Origin of the sequence: Sphingomonas sp., assembly GCF_017745215.1 — a bacterium.
Taxonomy (GTDB): Bacteria; Pseudomonadota; Alphaproteobacteria; order Sphingomonadales; family Sphingomonadaceae; genus Sphingomonas.
The window spans coordinates 478,765-504,453 of record NZ_JAGHZV010000001.1 but is presented as its reverse complement, the minus strand read 5'-3'; the positions used below and the strand labels follow the sequence as shown (position 1 = coordinate 504,453).

The window sequence follows — 25,689 nt, the reverse complement described above, 5'->3', positions numbered from 1 at the left end:
GCCGTCAATCGTCCGGACTGAACGCCAGATCCTTCTTTTCGCGAAAATTTTCGCGTCACGGAACGCGGCGAGCAGCCGGGATTTGAGAGAGGCGACCCTCGCGGTCATGGAGCTCCAAAATGGCCATTCCCCTCGCCGCATCCGGGCGGCGTCCCGTCGCGCCGCTCATCCTCGGCATCGTCATCGCGCTCATCGGCCTGATCCTCGCGGGCGGCGGGGCATGGCTCGCGAGCCTCGGCGGCTCGGCCTATTATCTGGTCACTGGCCTCGCGATGATCGCCTCGGGCGTGCTGCTGGTCCGGCGACGGATCGCCGGCGGCTGGCTCTACGTCGCGATCTTCGCGGCGACCGTGATCTGGGCGCTCGCCGAGGCGGGAACCAACGACTGGGCACTGGTCCCCCGCGTGATCGCGCCGCTGGTGCTGCTCGTGGCGGTCTTCCTCGTCATGCCGACGCTTTCGGCCCGGCCCAATCGCTGGCGGCTCGGCACCGGCGCGAGCGTGGCGGCAGTGGTGATCGTCGCGCTGTTCGGCACGATCTTCGCGCGGATGAACGCCCCGCGGCCGATGGGCGCGCTGCCGCCGCTCGCCGCGGGCATGCCCGACACCGCGCCGATGCAGGCCGGCGACGACTGGCCCGCCTATGGCGGCAGCTTCAGCGCGCGCCGCTATTCGCCGCTCGCGCAGATCACCCCGGCGAACGTCGGCAAGCTCAAGCGCGCCTGGCTGATCCACACCGGCGACCTCCCGTCGTCGGCGCAGGTCCGCAATACCTATGGCGCCGAGGATACGCCGCTCAAGGTCGGCGACACGCTCTACGTCTGCACGCCCAAAAACCTGGTGATCGCGCTCGATCCCGCGACCGGCCACCTGCGCTGGCGCTTCGATCCCAAGGTGCCCGACGACGCCATCCCCTACACCGCCGCCTGCCGCGGGGTGGATTACTACGCGGTGCCCGGCGCGGCCGCAAACCAGCCGTGCGCGGCGCGGATCATCTTCGGCACGCTCGACGCGCGGCTGTTCGCGATCGATGCCCGCAGCGGCGCGCGCTGCGAGGATTTCGGCACGCATGGCGAAGTCGACACCAAGGTCGGCATGGGCAACACGCCGCCGGGCTATGTCTCGATCAACTCGCCGCCCACGATCGTGCGCGGCGTGGTAGTGACCGGGCACCAGGTGCTCGACGGGCAGGACCGCTGGGCGCCCTCGGGCGTGATCCGCGGGTTCGACGCCGTCACCGGCAAGCTCCGCTGGGCGTGGGACATGATGCACCCCGACTGGAACGGCTATCCGCCGGAGGGCCAGAGCTGGACGCGCGGCACGCCCAACATGTGGACGATCGCGAGCGGCGACGAAGCGCTGGGGCTCGTCTATCTCCCGATCGGCAACGCCGCGGCGGACTATTATTCGAGCTTGCGCCGCCCGGAGGAAAACCAATACGCCACGTCGCTCGTCGCGCTCGACGTCACCACCGGCAAGCCGCGCTGGCGCTTCCAGGCGGTGCGCAAGGACGTCTGGGACTATGACTTCGGCGCGCAGGCGACGCTGGTCGACTACAAGGGCACGCCCGCGCTCGTCCTGCCGTCGAAACAGGGCGACATCTACATCCTCGACCGCCGCACCGGCCGCCCGCTGACCCCGGTCGGCGAGATGCGCGCGCCCGCGGGCGGCGTCGAGCCGGGCGAGCGCGCGCCGACCCAGCTCGTCTCGCTATGGCAAAACCTGCGCAAGCCCGACCTCACCGAGCGCGACATGTGGGGCATGTCGCCGATCGACCAGATGATCTGCCGCATCCAGTTCCGCCGCGCGAGCTACAAGGGCTTCTACACCCCGCCCGAAAGCGACCGGCGCTCGATCGAATATCCGGGCTACAATGGCGGCACCGATTGGGGCGGGATCGCAGTCGATCCGCGCCGCGGCGTGATCGTCGCAAACTACAACGACATGCCCAACTATGTCCGTCTCGTCCCCCGCGCCGAGGCCAACAAGCTGGGCTGGGCGCCGCGCGACCAGGCCCGCGGCGCGATCGGCGGGGCCGAGGGCGCCGGCGACCCGCAGGCGAACACGCCCTATGCGATCGACGTCAACGCCGGCTGGCAACTCCCCTGGACCGGGCTGCTGTGCAAGCAGCCCCCCTATGGCGGCATCCGTGCGATCGACATCGCCACCGGCCGCACGCTCTGGGACCGCCCCTTCGGCCAGGCGCGCACCAACGGGCCGTTCGGCATCCCCTCGATGCTGCCGGTCGACATCGGCACGCCCAACAACGGCGGCGCGGTGGTGACCGCCGGCGGGCTGGTCTTCATCGCTGCCTCCACCGACAATCTGATCCGCGCGATCGACCTCGCGACCGGCGAGACGGTGTGGAGCGACGTGCTCCCCGCGGGCGGCCAGGCGACGCCGATGACCTATTCGATGGGCGGCAAGCAATATGTCGTCATCTATGCGGGCGGGCACCACTTCATGAAGACGCCGATCGGCGACGAAGTGATCGCCTACGCCCTGCCTTCCTAGGAGACTGGACCGCCATGGCCGCACACAAATGGTCGCAGAAGGTGACCGAGCACTCCGACGCGCTCGACCTCGACGAAGGCGTGTTCACCAAGGACGATCCCAAGGCGATCGCCGAGTCCCTCAAACGCTCGGCGGAGCACAGCAAGCGCCGCAAGGGGACGCCGTTGCAATCGGCGATGGGGATGCTGACCTTCTACATCAATCGCGCCGGCGACAATCTGCCGAGGGAACGTCGCGACACGCTCGAGAACGCCAAGGACGAACTGCGCGCGCTGTTCGACAAGAAGCGCGACTGAGCCGCGGAAAGGCAAGCCCCTCGGGGGCCGTCGGCCTGAGGCATAAAGGAAAGGGCCGGCTTTGGGGGCCAGCCCTTCCAAGAACGATGCCGCGGGGATGCCGCAGCCGCACGCGAGACGATCAGCGGCTCTGGTCTGCGCCGGTCCCGCCGGCCTGATTGCCCTGGCCGGTCGCGTCGTCCTGGCCCGCCTGGCTGTCGTCATCGTCATCCAGGCCGTTGCCCGCCTGGCTCCCGCTCTGCTGGCGGTTCTGCTGATTCTGCTGGCGCTCGATGCCCTGCTGACCCTGCTGCTGCTGGCCGCCGCCCGGAATCTGGTTTTCGTTCTGGTTCTGGTTTTCAGCCATCGTCATCTCCTGAAGCATGTGGCGAAATCGCCCGCCGATCCGTGGTGACCGGTCCATTCCAGAACGCGCGCCGCCTCGGGCTGATCCATAATTCGAAAATAAAATCAGTATCTTACCCGAAACGTCGCTGCGGAATCGCGCAAATGCCTCGAACCGATGGAATTCTTCCGCCGCATCAATCGAGCGGCCTGCCTATGCCACTAGCCTGGGCGGAAACGAGGGCGGCCCACCTACGTGGGTGCCTGCATCGCTGGTCGAGGTTTCCCGGGCGCCAGCGGCTAAGGGTTAGCTCCCCCGGCGACTTCAACAGCGATTACCTGCACGAAGACGCGCTTCTTCAAAATTGAAGCAGTCGCCGGCGAACCCTACTCTGCGGGATTTCGTAAGTGGAACAGGGTTTACAATCGATTGCATCACATTAGGATGGCGTTGAGAGACTGGCGGACGGCCGGATCCCGGGGAGGAATCATGGCGACGGACGGCCAAAGCGGAATTTCAACGTCACTGCTCAAGGCGCTGATCTTCCTCATGTTCGCCTCGTTCGCGATGACCACCGATTCGGTCGGCACGGTCATTCCCGAGATCATCCGCGAGTTCGGCTTGGGCATGACCGCGGCCGGCTCCTTCCATTATGCCACCATGTCCGGCATCGGCCTTTCGGCGATCGCGCTGGGCTTCCTCGCCGACCGGTTCGGGCGCAAGCGGACCATCCTGCTGGGGTTGGCGCTGTTCTGCGCCACTTCGATGCTGTTCGCGGTGGGACATGACTTCGGCTTCTTCGTCGCGCTGCTGTTCCTGTCGGGCCTGGGGATCGGCATCTTCAAGGCCGGCGCGCTGGCGCTGATCGGCGACGTGTCCAAGTCGACGCGCGAGCATGCCGCGACGATGAACCTCGTCGAAGGGTTCTTTGGCGTCGGCGCGATCATCGGCCCGGCGATCGTGGCCTTCTCGCTGTCGAGCGGCGCGAGCTGGAAGTGGGTCTATCTGATCGCCGGCGGGCTGTGCCTGATCCTGATCGCCGGGACCTTCTTCGCGCCCTTCCCCGCACCCGTGCACGTGTCGAAGGAACGCGCCGATCCGCGCGATTCGATCCGGATGCTCGGCGATCCGGCCGCGCTGTTCTTCTCCGCCGCGCTGATGCTCTATGTCGCGGCGGAGGCCGCGATCTACGTCTGGGCGCCGACCTATTTCGAGGGCTATCAGGGCGCCGGCGCCTGGCTCGCCGCCTATGTCGTCTCGATCTTCTTCATTCTCCGCGCGGTCGGGCGCTTCGTCGGCGCGTGGCTGCTGGCGCGGCTGGAATGGAGCGTCGTGCTGGTGATCTGCAGCTGCGCGATGGCCGCGCTGTTCTGGATCGCGATGGTCGGTGGCCGCAGCGCCGCGGTGTTCGCGCTCCCGGCGACGGGCATCTTCATGTCGGTCCTCTATCCGACACTCAACTCGACGGGTATCTCGTGTTTCGAGCGGGACCGGCACGGATCGATCGCCGGCCTGCTGCTGTTCTTCACCTGCGTGGGCGCGGTGCTGGCGCCATTGTCGATGGCGGCGGTCGGGGACGCGCTGGGCAACACCGACTACAGCATGGCGTTGGGCGGCGGCTTCGCGACGCTGCTCGCGGCGATGTGCCTGTGGAACCTCATCCGCCGCCCGGTCGCGGCGCGGCTCGCGCAGCGCAACCGCGCCGACTATGGTGAGGCGGCCTCGGGCGACGCATCCGAGGCCGGGCTTCCGCTGCACGCCTGAGCCTTCGCCATTGCCCGGCCGCGCGAGCCGCGATACGACCCGAGCATCGAGGATGCAGGGCTTGCCGAAGAAGATCCGCACGATCTACGACCTTGCGGCGCTGGCAGGCGTTTCCGCAGCGACGGTTTCGCGCGCGCTGGCGGGCAAGGAAGTCGTCAGTTCCGAGACGGCCGAGCGTATCCGCAAGCTCGCCGAGGAACATGATTTCCAGCCGAGCTCGCTCGCGCGCAACTTGCGCATCCGCCGCCGGGGGGCGATCGGCGTGGTGATCCCGCTCGGCCACGAGCGCGGCCAGCACATCTCCGATCCCTTCTTCATGACGATGATCGGCTGCCTCGCCGACGAACTGACCGAGCGCGGGTTCGACCTGATGCTCTCGCGCGTCATCCCCGACCGGCCCGACTGGCTGCAGAAGATGATCGAAGCCGACCGCGTGGACGGCTTCCTGATCATCGGCCAGTCGGACCAGTCGCAAGTGCTGGACGCCGCGGCGCGCAATTACCTGCCGATGGTAGCCTGGGGCGGATTCGTCCAGGGACAGACGCATTGCTCGGTGGGCACCGACAATTTCCTGGGCGGCCGGCTCGCCGTCCAACATCTGATCGAGCGCGGCTGCCGTAGCATCGCCTTCTTCGGCAATGTGCAGGCGATCGAGCTCGCGCTTCGCCTCGAAGGCGCGCGCGCTGCCGTCCGCGAGGCCAGCGATCGAGTGAAACTGCTCGAAATCTCGACCCATCTCGAGGCCGAGCTCAGCGGTGCCGAGATCGCCGCCTTCCTCGATACGTGCGCCGAATTGCCCGACGGAATCTTCGCGGCCTCGGATCTAATCGCCGTCGCGGCGATCCAGGTGCTCGCCGGCCGCGGGCGCACGGTGCCCGGCGACGTGAGGGTTGTCGGCTTCGACGACCTGCCCATCGCTCGCCTCAGCGCCCCGCCGCTCACCACCATTCGCCAGGACATCGCGGGCGGCGCGGCACACATGGTCGAGGCCCTGCTGAAGCGGATCGAAGGCAAGCAGACCGGCTCGGTCGTCCTCAATCCCGAACTGGTCGTCCGCGCTTCCACCTGAACGCTCCGCATCCTGTGGCCAGGCTCGGGAAATAGCGCCGAATCGCATTGCAATCGATTGCGTAATTCCTTCGAATTTTCTAGAAGGCTGACTCCAGAGGGGTGGTCAGCACTGCTGTGGGTCCGGCGCGGTCTCGCGCCTCCCGGCAGCGAAGCAGTCGCCTTTCGTCTTGAGGGGATCGTCACGTTGACACAGCCGGCCACCTTGAATCCCGAGCCGTCTTCGGGAGCATATCAGCCTGCGGCCTGGTCGGCGGTGCAGGTGGAAGCGATTGGCAGCCAAACGCCTGCCGGCGCGCCGCTGATCGGCGAAGGTGACTTCAAACGCATCGCGGACGATCTCGATGTCTGGGATGCCTGGCCCGTCCAGCAGCGCGACGGCCATCCCGCGGCGCTGGAGGACGGCACCACGCTCTGGATGGCGCTCGGCGCGCCGCGCTTCCCCGATCCCGACGAGCGCCATGGCCATGCCCGCATCCATCTGCTCGCGCGGCGTGGCGAGGACTGGCGGCATCTCGGCCCGGCGATGCCGGACGGCTTCTCGCCCGGCAGCCGCGAATGGTCGGGCTCGGCAGTGCTTGAACCCGATGGGACAACGCTGACGCTCTACTTCACCGCGACCGGGCGGCGTGGCGAACCTACCCTTACCTTCGAGCAGCGGCTGTACCGCGCCATCGCGACGCTGGATCGGGAATCGGACAAGTCCCCTCGCCTCTGCCACTGGCGCGACCTGCAAGAGATCGTCGTGCGCGATCCTGTGCTCTACATGGCGAGCGACGCGGGCGCCGCCGAAGTGGGGCGGATCAAGGCCTTTCGCGATCCCGCCTATTTCCTCGATCCGGCGTCGGGCGCGCAATATCTCCTCTTCGCGGCATCGCTGGCGGGCTCGTCGTCGGAGTTCAACGGCGTGATCGGCGCTGCCATCGCGGGGGACGTCGAAGGGAAGGAATGGCGCATCCTGCCGCCGCTCGTCAGTGCCGACACGCTCAACAACGAGCTCGAGCGCCCACACATGCTCCAACGCGACGGCCTCTATTATCTTTTCTGGTCGACCCAACGCCACGTCTTCAATCCCGAGGGGCCCATGGGCCCTACGGGCCTCTACGGCATGGTGTCGGAGCGGATCGACCGCGGCTGGCGACCGATCAACGGCACCGGGCTCGTCTTCGCCAACCCGCCCGAAGCACCGAAGCAGGCCTATAGCTGGCTGGTGCTCCCCGATCTCTCGGTGACCAGCTTCGTCGACGAATGGGGCGCCGGTGAAAGCTATTCCGGACCGCGCCGCTTCGGTGCCAGTTTCGCGCCGATGCTGCGCCTGGTGCTGAGCGGGGACGGTGCATGGCTGGATCTGCGGGCGTGACGGCCACCCGGCTCGCGGGCGTCGAGCTTGGTGGAACCAAGTCGATCGCCGTGCTGACGGACGGGACCACGATCGGAGAGCGTTTCGTCGTTCCCACGACCACGCCACAGGAAACGCTGGCTCGGCTCAAGGCGCAACTGCTCGCCTGGCATTCGCACGCCCCCCTGTCGGCGATAGGGATCGCGTCCTTCGGTCCGCTGCAACTCGCACCCGAGCGCCCGGGGTTCGGCAGCATCCTGGCGACTCCCAAGCCGCACTGGAGCGGAGCCGCGGTCGCCCGGGCCCTCACCGATTCCGTCGATTGCCCCTGGCGGATCGACACCGATGTGAATGGTGCCGCACTCGCCGAATATCGCTGGGGCGCCGGCCGGGATTGCGACACGCTCTGCTACGTCACCATCGGTACGGGACTGGGCGGGGGGCTGCTGATCGGCGGCAGGGCGGTCCATGGCGCCATGCATCCGGAAATCGGCCACCTGCGGCTGCGGCGCGCGCCGGGGGACGACTTCGCCGGCGCCTGCCCGTTCCATGGCGACTGCATCGAAGGGCTGATCGCCGGGCCGGCGCTTGCCGCGCGCTTCGGTGCGGACCCGGCGACCGTGCCCGACGACCATCCCGCCTGGCGCCACATCGCCTTCGACCTTGCGGAATTGACCGGCGCGATCCTGCTTGCCGTCTCGGCGGAACGGATCCTGTTCGGCGGCAGCGTCGCGCTGTCACGGAGCTTCCTGCTGCCCGAGGTGCGTCGCCTGACGGTTGCGAGGCTGGGCGCCTATCTGCCGTTCCTCACGGCGGAAACCGCAGCGGAGATCATCCTGTCCGCCGCGTTGGGGCCGGATGCCGGGCCGATGGGCGCCGTGGCGCTCGCGCTCGCCGCGCTCGAGTCGGCCTGAGCGGATGGGTCAGGCGGCGCCGGAAAGTCCGAACGCGCGACGCAGCGCGTCGAGCTTGGCCCGATCGAAGCGGCGGGCGATCGCCGTATCGGGCGCCAGCCGGTCGAACGCGTGGAACGCGCCGGGCACGACCAGCAATTCGGTCGGCACGCCCGCGTCGGTCAGCCGCCGGGCATAATCGATGTCCTCATCGGCGAAGAGATCGAGCCCGCCCACCGCGATATAGGCGGGCGGAAGACCCGCCAGGTCGCGCGTGCGAGCGGGTACTGCGCGGACCGGGACATCAGCGTCTCCGGGCTCCATGCCCAGGAAAGATCGCCAGCCGAGGCGGTTCAGCGCTGCGTCCCAGACGATCGGCGGAAGATGTGATGGCGCCGCGCGGGTGCTGCCGGTCCGGTCGTCGAGCATTGGATAAAGGAGGAGCTGGAGTGCCACGGGCACTTCGCCCCGGTCGCGCGCCGCGATCGCGAGCAGCGCCGCATGGCCGCCGCCGGCACTTTCGCCCAGCAGCGCGATGCGGGCAGGATCACCGCCCAGTTCCGGCGCATGGGCGTGGAGCCATTTCAGCCCGGCATAATTGTCTTCGATCGAGCCGGCATAGCGTGTCTCGGGCGCCAGCCGGTATTCGACCGACAGGATCACGCAGTCGAGCGCAGCGGCGATGTCCTGGAGATAGCGGAGTTCCCATTTCGCGGCACCGAGGATGAACCCGCCGCCGTGGGTGTGGAGGATCGCGGGGCGTTTCTCGACGGGCCGTGCGTTGACGATGTGTACGGTGACCTCCGGATTCTCGGGCATCCCGGGAATGACACGTGTCTCGACTGGGATATCGGCGCGCAGGGGAGCCGCATAGGCGGCGCCTCCGGGCCGCGCCTGCGCGAGCGTTGCCGCGGTAAGTGGCGGCGCACTGCGTGCCGCCTCGAGCAGCCGGCGCGCGACGGGGCGTAGTTCGGGATCGAGCCCGGCCAGCGGGTCGGGAGACGACTCGCGCGCGAATGCCCGTCCCGGTCGCGCTCCGAGCAACGTCATCGCGGCGCCCAACACGACGAAGTCCCGACGGCCTATGTCGCGCATCCTCTCGCTCCTCTCGCATTCGTTCCGCCGGTTCGTAGCCTGCAACGCCCGTGCTAGCCACGCCCGGATAAATCTGCAATCGATTGCGTCGCGCAGGACGACGGGAGGACGGCGACGTTACGGATCGGATTGATCGGGGCATCGCGGATCGCAGTCTCCGCGATCCTCGAGCCTGCCCGCGCCCTGCCGGGGATCGACGTTCGGGCCATCGCGGCGCGCGATCCCGCACGGGCGGGAGCGTTCGCGCGGAAGCACGCGATCGAGAATGTCCACGCGAGCTATGACGCGCTGATCGATGATCCCCAGGTAGATCTCGTCTATATTGCCACGCCGCCCAGCCATCATGCGGAGGTCGCGATCCGGGCGCTTCGCGCGGGCAAATCGGTGCTCGTCGAAAAGCCCTTTGCGATGTCGGCCGGAGAGGCATGCGCGATCCTCGCCGCGGCCGCGGCTTCGAGAACCCAGGCGTTCGAAGCGATGCACTCGCTGCACCATCCCCTGTTCCGCCGCCTCGGCGAAATGCTGGCGGAATGGGAGTTGGGCGAGGTCCGTCACGTGCGCGCGACGTTCGCCACGCCGATCGCCGAGGACCCGGCCGATTTCCGTTGGCATCGCGCGCTGGGCGGCGGCGCGCTGATGGATCTCGGCATCTATCCGCTTGCCTGGTGCCGGCGAATGTTCGGCGAAGCGTTCACTGTCACTCGAGCATCGGCGACATGGCGGGCAGGCGTGGATATCGCCTTCGCCGCCTCGCTGAGGTTCGCGGCGGGCGCCGAAGCCGAGATCCGAAGCTCGATGGTCACCCCCCAGCACCGCGCTTCGCTGGAGATCGACTGCGAGCATGGGCGCGTCGCGATCGACAATCCGCTCGTGCCCCATCTCGGCCATCGAGTGACTTGCCTTGCTCGCGGTGGACGAAGCGAGATCGTCGTCCCTGGTCCGACCACCTATGCCGCCCAGCTCGCCGCGATCAGGGCAACGATCGTCGACGGCGCCCCCTTCCCACTCGCGGCGGATGATCCGCTATGCTCGATGCAGGCGATCGACCGCGTCCGGGCGGCGATCATTTCGCCATGTGCGCGTCGAAGAATTTCGCCATGATGTCATAGGCTTCGCGCGATTCCGGCATTTCGGAATTGTAGAAGAAGCCGTGGAACATCCCGTCCCAGCCATGAAACTGGCTCTCGACGCCCGCCTTGGCCAGTTGGTTGTGCGAGTTGAGCGCCGCGCTGAACTCGAAGGCGCGGGTGCCGGTGATGAACAGCGTCGGCGGGAATTTGGCGAGGACCGCCGGCGAGACCAGCGGATAGGCGAGTGGATTGTCGTCGGCGACACCGCCCAGATAGGAAGGGCCGCGCGGTGGCGGCGGCGGAGCGGCCTTCGCCGGTGCTGGGCGCCCGGGCGCGCCGAGCAGCCGCATCGCCAGCGCAGCGGAATCGCCCGCCGCGAGCTTGCCGAGCGACGCGCAGAAGACGCCGATCGCGGCGGGGTTGGGCAGGCCGTGCGCCTGGAACCAGGCGATCGATTCCGCCGTCAGCATGCCGCCGGCCGAGCATCCGTAGAGCACGACATGCGACGGGGCGTAGGTCTTCAGCACTTCGCGATAGACTGCTGCGACATCCTCGCTGGCAGCGGGAAACTGATATTCCGGGCCCATCCGATAGTCGATCGAGATGACCTTGATCCCCATCACCGCCGCCAGCGGCACCGATTCGACGAGCGATGCGCTGCGCGCGCCGGTCACGAAGCCGCCGCCATGGACGTTGATGAGCACGCGGTTGCGGTTCTCCGGTGCGATGCCGCCCGCGGGAATCACGACATCGGTCACGATCCCGCCGATCCGCTCCTCGGTGATCTTGACCGGATAGCGCTTGAGCATGGGATCGAGGAACACGTGCATGATCTTGTCCTGCCGTGCGCGCTCGGCCTTGATGTCGGCGAGCGGCGGCCCCTCGCCGAAGGGCTTGTCGACGATCAGGTGGCGCAGATAAGCCGCGCCTTCCGGGCTCAGCAGGTTGGAGACCGGCACTTCGGCATCGGACACAACCACCGTGCCGTCCTCCCTCGGCGATTGCACCTGCGCGAATGCAGGCGCCGCCATCGACAGCGTCAGGGCGGCGACGCCTCCCGACAAGCACAAACGCATCCGGCTTCCCCGCTTGATCCGCCGCATCGCCGCTCTCCTTCTCTTTGACTGACTCGGTCGCCGTTGCGGTTCAGTTCGCCGATGCCGGCACTTCCGTCTTCGTGATCAGGTCGAGGAACCCATTGACGATTGCCGTCTCTGCGCAACCCGGCTTGAGTCGCGACGACACCACTTCGAACGTGTTGAACCCATAGGCCGCGTCGTTGGGGATATAGCCCGAGCCCGCGACGCCGTTGGTGAGTGTCACCATCATCGTGTGCTTGAGCGGAGACTCGCGCTTGAAGCGCTGCGCGATCATCGTGAAGATCTCGGCGTCGACGCCGCCGATCACCGTGTCGCCGATCCGGAGCAGGCTGAGCTTGAGGCCGATGGGGTCGGCATCCTCATAAGTGCCGGGATAGCCGGCGCGACCCTGGTCGAGCCGCTTGCGGCCCGGGCACATCACCGTTTCCTGCACGCCGCGGATGTCGGCGGACGAGACCGGCCGCTCAAGCCCCGACCGCGTGACGTGGAGCACTTCCTCGCCGAGCATCTGCCCCATCGTCAGCGTCATCTGCTTCTGCTGGTTCAGCAGCTTGACCACCTGGGGATTGTTGCGATCCAGCCCCTGCCCGCCCGGCGGCATGGCATTGCTGATGTCCTCGCCGCGGGCAGCATAATCCTTGATGCGGATCGCGCGCAGGTCATAGGTCTGCTGGAAGAAGATCGGGTTCTGGTCGCCCGCCGCGCCGTTCGAATAGACCGCGACCGCGTTTCCGCCCAGCGAGTCCTCGATGTAGTTGGAAGCGGCGCCGGGGATATCGGCGCTAATCATGTCGAGCGTGCCGGTCAGCACCCCGTGCACGCCGTAGTTGTAATAGACCGCGATCGGCGCGCCGGCGAGCGTCTCGAACTCGACAACCGCGACCGTCTTGTCCGAAGGTCCGTCGTAATTGGGCCCTTCCCACCAGCGATGCGTCTCCGGATCGATGATGTTGCGGTTCACGTTGATGTACGACACGCCGGTGCCATAGGCCATGCGCGCAGGCTGGAGCGCTGCGGCAGCCTTGCGAACGGCGTCGAAGATCTGGTCCTCATAGGCTTGGTCGCGAACGAAGGGCGCGCTGTGCGTGTGCGTCGCGGTGAGCAGGAACTGGTCGACGGGGATCTTGAGCTCGCGTGCCGCACGCGCGCTCACGCGCTGCCAGATCGGCGTCGGGATGGCGCCCGCATCCACCGTGACCATCGCGGCGCGGCTGCCGCCGCTCTCGACCACGATCGCCCGCGCGTGAAGCGGGTCGAGCACGCCGTGCATCGTCTTGGGCATCTTGTCGGCGCTGGGTGTGACGTCGACCTTGGCCGCGCCGACCCTGAGCTGACCCTGAGCCGTCGCCGGCGAAAGCGCGGGCACGATGAGTGCGGCAAGCAGGGCGATGCTCCGTGCCACGAATCGCACTCGGCGATTCGCCTGCAGGATCGTACCGCGGCGCGCGGCAGCCCATCCAAAGTACCGAATCGCGCCCGACAACGCCTGTGCCGGCGAGGACATTTCAGACATCCGCTCTCCCTCCGATTTCGTCCGATTATGCAATCGATTGCTCAGCCCTATAGAATTCCCGCTTTTCCGATGCAACTCGGGACTTCGCCATGCATCGTCGGCCGCCTTTGTTTCCCTCGCATGTGCTCCGCCCGGCAAGGCCCCGGGAGGGGGATGGATTCACGGCGTTCGATTCAAGATTTTGATAATAAATGACAATTTCAAAATAACGACGCCTCTTGAACCGAGCATGGCTCGGGTGTGGGTCCTGATCCGCGCCGCAAAGCACAGAATCGCCATCGTCGCGTCGTCGCGGGCCAGCGGTGAACACGCCGCTTGGATTCTGTTGCGCACTGGTGTACGCAATCGATTGCGAAACCCGAACGGGGAGCGAAAAGGAGGGGAGAATGCTACGTTTTCAATCCGCTGTGGCCGTCTTTGCGATTGCGGCGAGCCTGGCAGCCATTGACGCAAGGGCGCAGTCGGCGCCCGAAGAACAGACCGGAGAATCGTCCCAGCCGAAGGACGAGGCTGCGCCGGCGAACGGCGAGATCGTCGTGACCGCGCAGAAGTCCGGCTCGCAGGCGCTGCAGTCGGTCCCGCTCGCCATCCAGGCGTTCGGCGGCGAGGATCTCAAGGAACGCAACATCAGCACGGTCGACGACCTCGTCTCGGCCATTCCCGGCGCGTTCGAGGGTCAGCGCCAGTCGGTCGCGTCGCGCTCGTACAATCTGCGCGGCGCGGGCGGCAGCAACGCCAACGGCGATTCGCCGATCGGCTATTACGTCGACGACGTCCCGTTCATCGTCACCAACTTCGGCATCGCGCCGCCGATCCGGTTCCAGGATCTCGAGCGCGTCGAAGTGCTGCGCGGGCCGCAGGGCACGCTGTACGGCCAAGGCTCGTCGGGCGGCGTCTTCATCTTCCACACGCGCGACCCGGACCTTCAGGACTTCCAATTCTCCGGCGAAGCCTCGGTCGGCCACACGCGCGGTGCCGACAACGTCAACACCGAGTTCGCGGGCGCGGTCTCGATTCCGATCGTCAAGGACAAACTCGCCATCCGCGTGAGCGGTGGCCACGGTTACAACCCGGGCTGGGCCGACGTCTATTACGGCCCCTACGACGGCACGCCCGATCGCCATGGCGCGAACATCGTCCGCAACGACGACATCCGCATCGTCGGCCTGTTCAAGCCGACCGACAATCTCTCGATCCGCGCGCAATATTGGCATTTCCGGCCGCGCCAGGAGTTTCTCGGCACGATGGCGTCGGTCGATCCGCCCTATTATCAGAACACCGCCGGCCAGCCGAGCTTCGGCAATGGCGATTTCAAGCTCTACAGCCTCTCGGCCGCGCTGGATCTCGATTCCTTCTCGATCACCAGCGCGACGAGCTATCTGAAGGGCAATTTCGGCATCTACATCCCGTTGTCGCCCTCGGGCTTCTTCTCGAGCCAATTCTATCCGAAGATGTTCGCGCAGGAAGTCCGCGCGAACTCGACCGGCGCCGGCCCCTTCCACTGGGTCGTCGGCGCGCAGTACCAGGACGGCGAGGGACCGCAGAAGAACCAGCTGCTCAACCCGTCGGTTTCGGTCAATGCCGACAACAACACCATCACCAAGAACTGGGCGGTGTTCGGCGAGCTGAGCTACGACCTGCTCGACGGCAAGCTCGTGCCCCTCGTCGGCCTGCGCTATTATCACGACAAGCGCACCTTCGAGGATTCGACGAGCTCGCTGCCCTCGACCAAGGGCGTGACGACCTGGCGCGTCAACCTGTCGTATCTGCCGACCGACAATCTGACGATGTTCATCACCGCGGCGACGGGCTTCCGCGCCGGCATCGTCCAGTCGCAGGCGCAGGTTCTCTCGCTGCAGGCGGCCGGCGTGCCGGCGAGCACCCAGCTCGAGCCGGAGACCTCGACGAACTATGAGATCGGGCTCAAGTGGCGCACGCCGGACCGCAACGTCTCCGTCGGGCTGAACGGCTACATCACCAAGTTCAAGGACATGCAGACCAACACGCCGGGCGGCATCTCGGGCGTGAACGGCTTCTCGAACTTCGGCGACGCGACCACAAAGGGCATCGATTTCGAGTTCCACTGGCGCACGCCGCTCACCGGCCTGAGCCTGAATGCGGTCGGCAACGTCAACGACGGCAAGTACGACCGCGTCAATGCCGCCGTGCAAGCCGCCCTCCCGCTATTCCGCCCGGGCTCGCGGATCGTAAACTCGATCGAATACAACTACCGGCTCGATGCCTCGTACAACGGGCACGTCAGCGAGGACGTCTCGGTGTTCGGCAACCTCGCCTGGAGCCGCAACGGCAATCGCCTGCAATCGACCGGCATCATCGCCGATCCCTACAGCCAGATCAGCGCCACGCTGGGGGTGCGCTACAAGGCCTATGAGCTGGCCCTGATCGGCGACAATCTGGGCGACGAGCGCGGGCCGACGATCGTGGGCACCAACGGGCCGCTGTCGGGCTCGGGCCCGACGCCGCGGACGATTGGCATGCGCTTCCGCGTCGACTTCCAATAACTTCCAAGCCCTCCGGCGGCGCCGTTTTCACCCGAACGGCGCCGCCGGTTTTTTTCCGATTACCGCAAGCGGCGCCTCGGTCGCCATTCGCCGACCGCGCGCTCGAGCGCCTTTTCCGCCAGCGGCTCCATCACCGAATAGCCCGCGCGCGTCGGATGAACCCCATCGTTGGCGAAGTGCGGGTCGAACGCGCCCGATGCGTCCACCAGCGGCGTGTAATAGTCGACATAGGTCACGCCCCGCGCGGCCGCGAGCGCTCGAAGCCGGCGGTTGAGCTGCACGACGACCGGCCGGACGTCGAACTCGGGCCGCGGCAGCAGCCGGGACATCGGCGGAATGCTCGCCAGCACCACTTCGATCCCATTGGCCTTCGCCAGGTCGATCATCGCGCTGACATTGCCGACGAACTCGTCCTCGGTGATCGGGCCGGTCGCGCCGCCGATGTCGTTGGTTCCCGTCATGATATGGACCACGCGTGGCCGGAGCGCGATCACGTCGGCCTGGAAGCGCGCCACCATCTGGCTGCTGCTCTGGCCGCTGATCCCGCGATCGACATAGCCGTGGCGCGCGAAGAAGTCCGGATGGGCACCGATCCAGCCCTCGGTGATCGAATCGCCCATGAACACCACGGAGACCGGCTTCCCGCTCTCCTTCAGCGCGGCATTCGCTTCGCGATAGCGGCAGAGGAAGGGCCAGTCGGTGGCTCGCTGTTCTTCCTGGCGCTTGCGGAACGGCGCGCCGGCGGGGTTGGTCGGGTCCATGAAGGCCTTGGCCATCTTCGACATCTCGTCGAGGTCGCGCGGGCGGGTCTCGAACTGCGCGGCGCGCTGCTCGGCGCTCTGCACCGGCGGCGGCGGACATCGGAGCGTCGTACCGTTGACCGCGGCGAGCGGCCGGCCCGGCTGCGCCTCGGCGGCGGGATCGGGAACCGTCTGCGCCCGGGCCTGGGTGCACAACACCAGGCCCGTCGCCAACATTGCCATCGTGGTTCGCGTCGTCATCACCCTCTCCCGCTATGCATGGTTCAGCGCACTCTAGGCATGGACCTCGCATCTCACAATCGATTGCAAAGCAATCGCTCGCCGCTATCCTGCGCCGATTGCCTCAAGAGGGGACCGACATGTTGAGAGGATTGGCGGCGGCCATCGCATTGGGCGTGGCCGCCTTGGGCGGCTCGGCGCAGGCGCAGACGCAGACGACAAGCGGCGCCCGTTGGATCGAGAGCTGGGGGACCGCCCAACCGCTCTCCCCTCCCCTGCGCCGCCCGCCGAGCGCCGGTCCCGCGCCGGCGAACGCCCCCGCACCGCGGCCGCCCTTGCCCTCGCCGATGGTCCCCTACCCCGAGACTCTTTCCGATCAGACCGTGAGGATGGTGGTGCGGACGTCGGTCGGCGGGCCGCGCTTCCGGCTCGAGTTCAGCAATGCCGCAGGCGGGCCAGCCGTCACCTTCGGCGCGGTGCATGCGGCGCTCAGGGGAAAGGAGTCGGCGATCGTCACCGGCACGGATCGTGTCGTCACCTTCGGCGGACGGCGCGACCTGACGCTCTTCCCCGGCGCCAAAGCCGTGAGCGATCCGATCGACATGCCGGTCCCAGCGCTGGCCGAGGTCGCGGTGTCGATCTACCTGCCGCAGTCGACCCCGGTGAACACGGTGCACTCGCTCGGCCTCAACCCCGCCTATATCGCTGCCGGAAACGTCGCCGGTGCCGATCAACTCGACGCTCCGCAGCTCGCGAGATCCTATTTCTGGCTTGCCGGGGTGAGCGTCGCCACCTCGCGCCGAGACGGAGGAACGATCGTGGCGTTCGGCGACTCGATCACCGACGGCTACGCCACGACCCCGGGCGCGCACGCCTCATGGCCGGACCTGCTGGCGGCACGCCTCCAGGCAAACCCGCGGACCCGCGGCTGGAGCGTGGTCAACACCGGCATCTCGGGCAATCGCATCCTCAAGGCGGGCGCCGGCGACGCCGCCGTCGCACGGTTCGACGAGGACGTGCTCGCGCGGCCCGGCGTCCGCTGGGTCCTGCTGCTCGAAGGCATCAACGATATCAACATGTCGATCATCCCGGGCGTGCCCGATAGCGAGGACGTCACCGCGGACCAGATCATTGCCGGCCTCGAGCAGATCGTCGAACGCGCTCATCTGCATGGCATAAAGGTCGCCGGCGGCACGATCATGGCCACCAAGGGCCTGCCCTTCTACAGCGCGGAGGGTGAGGCGATGCGCCAGGCAATCAATCGCTGGATCCGCACGAGCGGACGGTTCGACGCCGTGATCGACTTCGATGCCGCGACGCGCGATCCAGCCGATCCGCTCCGTCTTCGTCCCGACTTCGATCCCGGCGACCATGTCCATCCCAACGATGCCGCCAACCGCGCGATGGCCGATGCGATCGACCTCGGCATGTTCAAATGACGGCCGGAGGACGCCGGGGTACGCCTAATGCCCCGCCGGCTTCAGCATCCCGTGCATCCCCAGCCAGGCAACGAAGGCAACGAACCAGCCGGTGCTCGTGGTTTCCTTCGGATACATGCCGAAGCCGTGCCCGCCCTGCTCGTAGAGGTGGAACTCGACCGGCCGCTTGGCTGCCTTCCAGCTTTCGATCAGTCCGAAACCGGCACTGCCGAAGAAGGGATCGTCCGCGGCAAGCGCAATGAACAGTGGCGGCGCGTCGGCCGGTACGGTCACCGACGCGAGCGGGCCGTAGATGTTGCCGATGAACGCCGGCTTGGCGTCCTCGCCACCGAGCGTGGTGGCCATGGTGAGCATCGCGCCTGCCGAGAAGCCGACCATGCCGATCCGATCGGGATCGATATGCCATTCCGCGGCGCGGCGGCGGATCAGCGCGAAGGCGGCCCGCGCATCGGCGATCTGCGGCGCAATGCCTGCCAGCGCCTGCTCGGGCGACATCCGCGGTGCCTTGGCGACGCCCGAGAACATCTCGCGCATCGAGCGCTCGAACCCTTCCATGTCCGGGGGCGTCTGCACGAGCCGGTATTTGAGCACGAACGCCGCGACGCCCCGCTTCGCAAGCGCGCGAGCGACGTTCCAGCCTTCGTTCTCCATCGACAGCGTGCGGAACCCGCCGCCCGGCGCGACCACTACCGCCGCCCCCGTCGCCTTCGCGGGATCGGGCAGGAAGGGCGTGAGCGTGGCGACCGTGACGTTGCGGGCGAACACGCTCCCATATTGGCTATGCCATACTTCCGGATTGGTGGCGCCGGGGAGCGGCCCCGTCCCCAGCTCGACCGCGCCCGGCTGCGCGGGAATGGCGATCGGCGTCATCTTGTCGTTCTGGGCGTGGGCGGGTGCCGCGAGGCAAACGGCGGCAAGTCCGGCCGCGAAGGCGCCGACGCGAACCCGTCGCGTGATCGACGCAAAATAGCCTGTCAATTTCGCATAGCCAAGCGAACGCATCATCTCGCCTCTCCCCTCGTATCCGTCGCCAATTGACGTTCCCTTGGCGCTTAAATACTCCGACTAGAAACGGAAGGGCAACTGCCTTTTGTCGAGCGGAGGGGATATGGATCGCAAGATCGGACTGAGCCGGCGCGCGCTGATCGAGCGCTCGGCCGCGCTTGCCGCGGTTTCCGCTTCGCCGGCGGTTGCGCGGGACGGGAAAGCGGCCGCGCCGTCCGGCCGGAGGCTCTGGTACCGCCAGCCCGCGCGCGAATGGACCGAGGCGCTGCCGGTCGGCAACGGCCGCATCGGCGCGATGGTGTTCGGCGGGACGGCGCACGAGCGGCTGCAGCTCAACGAGGACACGCTCTGGTCGGGCGGGCCCTATGACCCGGTGAACCCGGATTCCAGGGCCGCGCTCGCCGAGGTGCGCCGCCTGGTCTTCGAAGAGCGCTACACCGAGGCGCAGAAGCTTGCCGACGCCCGGCTGATGGCGCGCCCGCTGCGGCAGATGGCCTATCAGACGCTGGGCGAGTTGCTGATCGACATGCCGAGCCTCGCTGGGCCGTCCGGCGACTATCTCCGCGAACTCGATCTCGACGCCGCCCGCGCCACCACGCGGTTCGAGATCGGCGGAACGCGCTACCTGCGCCAAGTCGTCGCCTCGCCCCGGCACCAGGTCATCGCCGTCCGCATCGCGGCGAAGGGCCCGGGCGCACTCGACTGCGATATCGCACTCCGCACCCCGCATGCCGCCCGCCTCGCCGTCGAGGACGACACACTGGTCCTCGCGGGGCACAACGGCGCGGGGGAAGACATCGCCGGCGCGCTCGCCTTCGAGGCCCGGACGCGCGTTCTTCTCGAAGGCGGTCGGATCGCGCCCGCTGCCGAAGCGCTGAGCGTCCGCGGCGCCCGGTCGCTGACGATCCTGGTCGCGATGGCGACGAGCTACCGTCGTTTCGACGACACGAGCGGCGATCCCTCAGCCGCGACGCGCGACACGATCGCCGCCGCGAGCAAGCTGCGCTTCGACCGGATCGCCGCCGAGACCGCGACCGAGCACCAACGGCTCTTCCGCGGAGTCCGGCTCGATCTGGGCAGCACCCCCGCGGCCGACCTCCCCACCGACGAGCGCATCCGCCGCAGCGAAGCCGGCGACGACCCGGCGCTCGCCGCGCTCTATTTCGATTATGCCCGGTACCTGCTGATCAGTTCCTCGCGCCCCGGCAGCCAGCCCGCAAACCTCCAGGGGATCTGGAACGACAAGACCGATCCGCCTTGGGGCTCCAAATACACGATCAACATCAATACCGAGATGAACTATTGGCCCGCCGAGCCGTGCGGGCTGGCCGAATGCGCCGTGCCGCTGGTGGCGATGGTCCGCGACCTCGCCGAGACGGGCGCGCGGACGGCGCGCGAGATGTACGGCGCGCGCGGCTGGGTGGCGCACCACAACACCGACCTCTGGCGCGCGACCGCGCCGATCGACGGCGCGCAATGGGGCCTGTGGCCTACTGGCGGGGCGTGGCTCTGCACGCACCTCTGGGCGCGATACGACTATGGGCGCGACAAGGCCTATCTCGCGAGCGTCTATCCGCTGATGCGCGGCGCGGCGCAATTCTTCCTCGACGTGCTCCAGCCCGATCCGATCACCGGCGCGCTCGTCACCAATCCCTCGCTTTCGCCCGAGAACGTCCATCCGCGCGGCGCTTCGATCTGCGCGGGGCCGGCGATGGACATGCAGATCCTGCGCGACCTCTTCGCGCAGACCGCCGAAGCGGCTTCGGTCCTCGGGCTCGACGCGCCGTTCGCCGCCGAGCTGCGGGTCGCGCGCGCCAGGCTCGCGCCCGACAAGATCGGAGCGCAAGGCCAGTTGCAGGAATGGCAGGCGGACTGGGACGCCCAGGCGCCCGAGCCCCAGCACCGCCATGTCTCGCACCTCTATGGCCTCTATCCGAGCCACCAGATCGATCTCGACGAAACGCCCGCGCTTGCCGCCGCGGCGCGCCGCTCGCTCGAGCTCAGGGGCGACAAGGCGACCGGCTGGGCAACGGCGTGGCGGATCGCGCTCTGGGCGCGGCTGCGCGAAGGTGACCGCGCGCATTCGATCCTGCAGTTCCTGCTCGGCCCCGAGCGCACCTATCCCAATCTCTTCGACGCGCACCCGCCGTTCCAGATCGACGGCAATTTCGGCGGTGCGGCCGCGATCGTCGAGATGCTGCTCCAGGCGCGCGGCGATGCGCTCCACCTGCTCCCCGCCCTTCCCTCCGCCTGGCCGACGGGCTCGGTGCGGGGATTGCGGGCGCCAGGCGCCTGCACCGTCGATCTCGCCTGGCGCGCGGGCACGCTGACAAGCGCGACGCTCATCGGGGCGATCCCCGACGAGCGGGTGGTGCGGCTCGGCGAACAGCGCGTGACCGTCCGGCTCGCGCCCGGCCGGACGGTACGGCTCCGGGGACCGGCGCTCGGGACCTAGAGCGGGACATATTGGATCGAACCATCACCAAATTGAAGTTGTCTCTCTACTATTTGGGAAGCGCCACCGGCTTCTCCACCGAGAAGCTCGCCGACTGGGTCGGCACCCCCTCGCCCGGTTGCCCCGAGCCGACCGTCACGCGATAGTCCCCCGCGAGCACCTTGCGCTCACCTTCCACCGTCACCGCACTCAGGTCGCGCGGCGACAGATCGAAGGTCACGGTCCGCGTCTCCCCCGGCTTGAGCGACACCCGCGCGAAGCCGCGCAGCGCGATCCTGGGCGCACCGGGATCGTTCGGGAAGTCGAGGTAGAGCTGGGCAATTTCGTCGCCCGCGCGCGCGCCGCTGTTGCGGACTTCCGTCGAGACGCGCAGGCCCTCGCCCGCGCCGCCCGCCGCGGGGATCAGCCGCAGCGCCGAATAGGTGAAGCTCGTGTAGCTCAGCCCGTCGCCGAAGCGATACACCGGCGTGCCTTCGAAATAGCGATAGGTGCGCCCCTTCATCCCATAGTCGCCGAACGGCGGCAGCTGGTCGACGCTGCGATAGAAGGTGAGCGGCAGGCGCCCCGACGGATTGGTCTTGCCCGACAGGACGTTGCCCACCGCGAGCCCGCCCGACTGGCCCGGATACCAGGCCTCGAGGATCGCGGACGCATTGTCCTTGGCCCAGGCGAAGTTGATCGGGCTGCCGTTCATCGCGACCAGCACCACGGGCTTGCCGGTCGCCTTGGCGGCTTCGAGCAGCGCGCGCTGGTCGGCGGGCAGGTCCAGCGTCGTCTTGTCGCCGCCTTCGAAGCCCGCGATCTTCACCGGCGATTCCTCGGCCTCGAGATCGGAGGTGAGCCCGACGACCGCCACGATCACGTCGGCCTTCGCCGCGGCCGCCTTGAGGTCGCCCTGCCAGTCGGCCGAGACGCGCTTCCAGGTGATGCCGACGCCGGCGCCGCCATGGGCGTCCGCGCTGATCTCGATCGGATAGCGCTTGCCCTTGAGCAGCTTCACCGTCTTGAGCTGCGGCAGGCTGCCCCAGGGCGCATCCTTCAGGCTCGCGAAGGGCTTGCCGTCGAAGAGCATCGTGCCGCTCTGCCAGCCCGACAGGCCGAGGCGATAGCTCCCCGTCTCGGGCGCGACGAGATAGCCGGTCCAGACCACGCGGTGATCGGGCTGGACCTGGGCAAGGTCCATGTTGTTCCCGCCGACGCCGCCCTCGACGCGAGTGACCACCGGCTGGTCGGCCACCTTCATCGGCTTGCCGTCCTTGCCCAGCGCATCGGGCAGCGCGTTGTAGTAGCGCGCCTGGAGGCCCGGCTTGCCGTCGGGCGAGCGAAGCGCCGAGGCGGGCACGGGATCGCCGTCGGTGATCGTCTCGGCGAAGGGCGCGTACGTCACTTGCGAGGACGGCATCGCCCTGCGCAGCCCGTCGAGCACCGAGATCGGCGGCGCCGAAGCCGGCGAGGAATAATTGCCGCGCAGCACGCGCGTCGCGTCGCCGAGCGGGCCGATCACTGCGATCTTCACGCCCTGGCGGAAGGGCAGGATGCCGTCGTTCTTGAGCAGCACGAGGCTTTCCTCGGCCGCCTTGAGCGCCAGCGCGCCCTTCTCCGGCGTGCCGATCGCCGCGACGGGCACCGGCGGGTCGCTGCGGACGCCCGGCAGGTCGCCATTCTGGTAGCGCGCGGTGAACAGGCGGACGAGCGCGCGGTCGAGGTCCGCTTCGGTGACGAGGCCCCTGCTCACTGCCTCGCGATAGCGTTCGCCGAGCGGCGGCGGGTTCGGGCCGAGCGTCGCCGTGTTGCACTCATTGTCGACGCCCGCCCGGATCGCCGCGGCGACCGCGGCGGCGGCGTCAGGCGCATAGTGATGGTTGTCGGCGATGTCCTTCACGGCGTCGCAGTCCGAGACGACATAGCCCTGGAAGTTCCAGGCGCCGCGCAGATGCTCCTTGAGCAGTTCGTCGCTCGCGCAGGCGGGCTGCCCGTCGATACGGTTGTAGGCGCACATCACCGATTGCGCCTTCCCCTCCACCAGTGCCGCGCGGAAGGCGGGGAGGTAGGTGTCCTCGAGGTCGTGGCGCGAAATGAAGACGTTGGCGCTGTGGCGCGTCGATTCGGGCCCGCTGTGCACCGCGAAATGCTTGGGCGTGGCGATCACGCGCGGCAGGTCGGGATCCGAGCCCTGCATGCCGGTGACGAAGGCGACGCCCATGCGCGCGGTGAGATAGGGGTCCTCGCCATAGGTTTCCTGGCCGCGGCCCCAGCGCGGATCGCGGAAGATGTTGATGTTGGGCGACCAGGTGTCGAGCCCCGTGCCGATCTTGCCGAGCCGGCCGGTCTGGCGGCCGAGCGTGTGGAGCGCGCGCACTTCGATGCTGATCGTGCCGGCGACGTCGTTCACCAGCGGCGCGTCGAAGGTGGCGGCGAGGCCGATCGGCTCAGGGAAATTCGTCGTCGGCACCCCGCCGATCGCGCCGTGGAGCGACTCCGTCCACCAGTTGTAGGCCGGGATATCGAGGCGCGGGATGGCCGGCGCGGTGTTGAGCAATTGCTCGAGCTTCTCGTCGAGCGTGAGCTTGGCGACGAGGGCCGTCGCCAGCCGCTCCGCCTCGGCGCGCTCGGGCGACGACTGCGACGCCGGTGCGGACTGCGCCAGCGCGGGCAGCGGCGCCAGGGCGATCCCGGCCAGCAGCAGGGCGCGAAATGCGGACATGGTCGATCCTCTCGTTGCTTCAGTGTCGATGATGCGGCCGGTGGTCGGTCAGACCGGTTGCAGGCCGTGTTCGTGGATCTTGCGGATCAGATCGCGGTGGCGCGGGAGGCCGGCGCGCAGGCGCTCGGTCTGCACCGCATTCTCGCGTAGCACGCGCTCCGCCATCCGCGCGTCGGCCGCCACCGCCTCGGCCTCGACTTCGGTCCGGAAGCCCATGCCGTAGAGGACATATTGGTAGCTCGCCGCGGGGAAGACCTCCTCGACCCGGTCGAACTCGTCGTGGAACCAGGGCGACTGGTATTTCCACAGCGTCAGCAATTCCTGCAGCCGCTCGGGGATGGTCTCGGGCAGGAGGTTGTCGCGCCAGAAGGCACTGTCGGTGCGCTTGGTCAGCACATAGTGGAGCTTGAGGAAGTCGATGATCCGGCCCCAGCGATAATGAGTGGTCGCGTTGAAGCGTGAGGCGATCACGTCCATCACTTCGCGGCAGACCGGCATCTGCTCGGCGATCAGCTTCGCCGAAAGCTCGATCAGCACGATCGCCGAGGCCTCGAGCGGCTCGAGGAAGCCGGCGGCGAGACCGACCGCGACGCAATTGCGCTTCCAGAAAGTCTCGCGGTGCCCCGATCGGATACGGATCTTGCGCACCGGCAGGTTCGCGCCCGCGTCGCCGAGATAGGATCGCAGCTCGCGCTCGGCCTCGTCGTCCGAGATATGGCGGCTCGAGAAGACGTGCCCCACCCCGCGCCGGGTCGGCAGGCCGATGTCCCAGATCCATCCCGCCGACTGGGCAGTCGAGATGGTGTGCGAGGCGATCGGACTGCTCTCGCTTTCATAGGGGACCTGGATCGCCAGTGCGGTGTCGCAGAAGAGGACGTCGCTGCAATCCCTGAACGGCACGCCCAGCGCCTCGCCGAGCAGCAGCGACCGGAAGCCGGTGCAGTCGACGAACAGGTCGCCTTCGATCTCGCCGGCCTGTTCGGTGGCGATCGCGGCGATGTCGCCGTCCTCGGCGAGCTTCACCTCGCGGACATCGGCAAGCACATGGCGGACGCCCAGCTTCTCGGTGCAGTGCTTCTGCAGGAAGGGAGCGAACTTGCCCGCGTCGAGATGATAGGCGTAGTTGGCGAGTCCCTGATATTCGGGCGTGGTGATCGTCTTCGGCGCGAGGCCGTCGTCGCAGATCCGCCCCTGCGGGCAGACCGCGTCACAGAAGCTCTGGCCCTCATGCCGCGCGAGCCAATGCGGCACGAGATTGAGGTCGGCGAAGCCCTGCGGCAGCATCAGCGGGTGATAATAGGCGTCGTCGCCCGCGCCGGTCGTCCAGCGGGCGAAGCAGGCGCCTTGCTTGAAGGCGGCATCGCACTCGCGGAAGAAGTCGGTCTCGGAGACGCCGATCTTCTTCAGCGTCGACCGCAGCGTGGGCCAGGTGCCCTCGCCCACGCCGATGATCGGCGTGTTCGGCGATTCGACCAGCGTCACGGCAAAGCTGCCCGGCATGCGGCTACGATGTTTGGCGGCGATCACGGCCGCCGTGAGCCATCCGGCGGTGCCTCCGCCGACGACCACGATCTTCCTGACGGGGCGTACCATTGCCGGATCACATCA

The 25,689-nt window shown here is 67.8% G+C and carries 18 protein-coding genes; 10 read left to right on the top strand and 8 right to left on the bottom strand.

Features of this window, described 5'->3' with window-relative positions; all coding sequences use genetic code 11:
• The first annotated feature begins 119 nt into the window (after window positions 1-119).
• Together J7495_RS02375 and J7495_RS02370 are read left to right on the top strand one after the other, a co-directional pair.
• Window positions 120-2,513 (top strand): membrane-bound PQQ-dependent dehydrogenase, glucose/quinate/shikimate family, encoded by a 2,394-nt coding sequence (locus tag J7495_RS02375; RefSeq protein ID WP_294054461.1) that lies wholly within the window; start codon window positions 120-122, stop codon window positions 2,511-2,513.
• 14 nt (window positions 2,514-2,527) lie between these two features.
• Window positions 2,528-2,809 (top strand): DUF3175 domain-containing protein, encoded by a 282-nt coding sequence (locus tag J7495_RS02370; protein ID WP_294054460.1) that lies wholly within the window; start codon window positions 2,528-2,530, stop codon window positions 2,807-2,809.
• A 121-nt stretch (window positions 2,810-2,930) separates the two neighbouring features.
• Here the strand turns inward: J7495_RS02370 and J7495_RS02365 are convergent, their stop codons facing one another.
• Window positions 2,931-3,155: a hypothetical protein gene (locus J7495_RS02365; protein WP_294054459.1), complete on the bottom strand. Its 225-nt coding sequence runs from the start codon at window positions 3,153-3,155 to the stop codon at window positions 2,931-2,933.
• A gap of 468 nt (window positions 3,156-3,623) precedes the next feature.
• On the opposite strand from J7495_RS02365, the gene J7495_RS02360 reads away from it, so the two are divergent.
• From J7495_RS02360 to J7495_RS02345, 4 genes are all read left to right on the top strand, one after another.
• Window positions 3,624-4,898, top strand: coding sequence for an MFS transporter (locus J7495_RS02360; RefSeq protein ID WP_294054458.1), 1,275 nt, complete (start codon window positions 3,624-3,626; stop codon window positions 4,896-4,898).
• A gap of 52 nt (window positions 4,899-4,950) precedes the next feature.
• The gene (locus J7495_RS02355) at window positions 4,951-5,967 is read left to right on the top strand and encodes a LacI family DNA-binding transcriptional regulator (protein ID WP_294054457.1); all 1,017 of its coding nucleotides are present in this window, start codon (window positions 4,951-4,953) and stop codon (window positions 5,965-5,967) included.
• A 186-nt stretch (window positions 5,968-6,153) separates the two neighbouring features.
• The gene (locus J7495_RS02350; protein ID WP_294054456.1) at window positions 6,154-7,326 is read left to right on the top strand and encodes a glycoside hydrolase family 68 protein; all 1,173 of its coding nucleotides are present in this window, start codon (window positions 6,154-6,156) and stop codon (window positions 7,324-7,326) included.
• Window positions 7,323-8,219: an ROK family protein gene (locus tag J7495_RS02345; RefSeq protein WP_294054455.1), complete on the top strand. Its 897-nt coding sequence runs from the start codon at window positions 7,323-7,325 to the stop codon at window positions 8,217-8,219. The genes J7495_RS02350 and J7495_RS02345 overlap by 4 nt, the downstream gene beginning before the upstream one ends.
• Before the next feature lie 9 nt (window positions 8,220-8,228).
• Here J7495_RS02345 and J7495_RS02340 read toward each other — a convergent pair whose 3' ends face one another.
• On the bottom strand, window positions 8,229-9,248 hold the full coding sequence (locus J7495_RS02340; RefSeq protein WP_294054454.1) for an alpha/beta hydrolase: 1,020 nt from the start codon (window positions 9,246-9,248) through the stop codon (window positions 8,229-8,231).
• 174 nt (window positions 9,249-9,422) lie between these two features.
• Here J7495_RS02340 and J7495_RS02335 point away from each other — a divergent pair, with 174 nt between their 5' ends.
• Window positions 9,423-10,394 carry a Gfo/Idh/MocA family oxidoreductase gene (locus tag J7495_RS02335; protein ID WP_294054453.1) on the top strand — a complete coding sequence of 324 codons (972 nt, stop codon included), beginning with the start codon at window positions 9,423-9,425 and terminating at the stop codon, window positions 10,392-10,394.
• Here J7495_RS02335 and J7495_RS02330 read toward each other — a convergent pair.
• On the bottom strand, window positions 10,357-11,439 hold the full coding sequence (locus J7495_RS02330) for an alpha/beta hydrolase fold domain-containing protein (RefSeq protein ID WP_294054452.1): 1,083 nt from the start codon (window positions 11,437-11,439) through the stop codon (window positions 10,357-10,359). The genes J7495_RS02335 and J7495_RS02330 overlap by 38 nt on opposite strands.
• 70 nt (window positions 11,440-11,509) lie before the next feature.
• Complete coding sequence (locus tag J7495_RS02325) at window positions 11,510-12,865, bottom strand: neutral/alkaline non-lysosomal ceramidase N-terminal domain-containing protein (RefSeq protein ID WP_294054451.1); 1,356 nt, start codon at window positions 12,863-12,865, stop codon at window positions 11,510-11,512.
• Between the two features lie 647 nt (window positions 12,866-13,512).
• Here J7495_RS02325 and J7495_RS02320 point away from each other — a divergent pair.
• Window positions 13,513-15,498, top strand: coding sequence for a TonB-dependent receptor (locus J7495_RS02320; RefSeq protein ID WP_294054450.1), 1,986 nt, complete (start codon window positions 13,513-13,515; stop codon window positions 15,496-15,498).
• Between the two features lie 59 nt (window positions 15,499-15,557).
• Here the strand turns inward: J7495_RS02320 and J7495_RS02315 are convergent, their stop codons facing one another.
• Window positions 15,558-16,481: a GDSL-type esterase/lipase family protein gene (locus J7495_RS02315; RefSeq protein WP_294054449.1), complete on the bottom strand. Its 924-nt coding sequence runs from the start codon at window positions 16,479-16,481 to the stop codon at window positions 15,558-15,560.
• Between the two features lie 344 nt (window positions 16,482-16,825).
• Between J7495_RS02315 and J7495_RS02310 the strand changes: the two genes are divergently transcribed.
• On the top strand, window positions 16,826-17,917 hold the full coding sequence (locus J7495_RS02310; protein WP_294054448.1) for an SGNH/GDSL hydrolase family protein: 1,092 nt from the start codon (window positions 16,826-16,828) through the stop codon (window positions 17,915-17,917).
• A 24-nt stretch (window positions 17,918-17,941) separates the two neighbouring features.
• On the opposite strand, the gene J7495_RS02305 is transcribed toward J7495_RS02310, so the two are convergent.
• A complete protein-coding gene (locus J7495_RS02305; protein ID WP_294054447.1) occupies window positions 17,942-18,922 on the bottom strand; it encodes an alpha/beta hydrolase in 981 nt (326 codons plus the stop codon).
• Window positions 18,923-19,025: 103 nt separating this feature from the next.
• Here J7495_RS02305 and J7495_RS02300 point away from each other — a divergent pair, with 103 nt between their 5' ends.
• Window positions 19,026-21,377 (top strand): glycoside hydrolase family 95 protein, encoded by a 2,352-nt coding sequence (locus J7495_RS02300; RefSeq protein WP_294054446.1) that lies wholly within the window; start codon window positions 19,026-19,028, stop codon window positions 21,375-21,377.
• Window positions 21,378-21,426: 49 nt separating this feature from the next.
• Here J7495_RS02300 and J7495_RS02295 read toward each other — a convergent pair whose 3' ends face one another.
• Both J7495_RS02295 and J7495_RS02290 read right to left on the bottom strand, forming a co-directional pair.
• Entirely contained in the window at window positions 21,427-24,081 is a 2,655-nt protein-coding gene (locus tag J7495_RS02295; RefSeq protein ID WP_294054445.1) for a glycoside hydrolase family 3 C-terminal domain-containing protein, read from the bottom strand.
• A gap of 48 nt (window positions 24,082-24,129) precedes the next feature.
• Window positions 24,130-25,674 carry a tryptophan halogenase family protein gene (locus J7495_RS02290; protein WP_294054444.1) on the bottom strand — a complete coding sequence of 515 codons (1,545 nt, stop codon included), beginning with the start codon at window positions 25,672-25,674 and terminating at the stop codon, window positions 24,130-24,132.
• Between the last annotated feature and the right edge of the window lie 15 nt (window positions 25,675-25,689).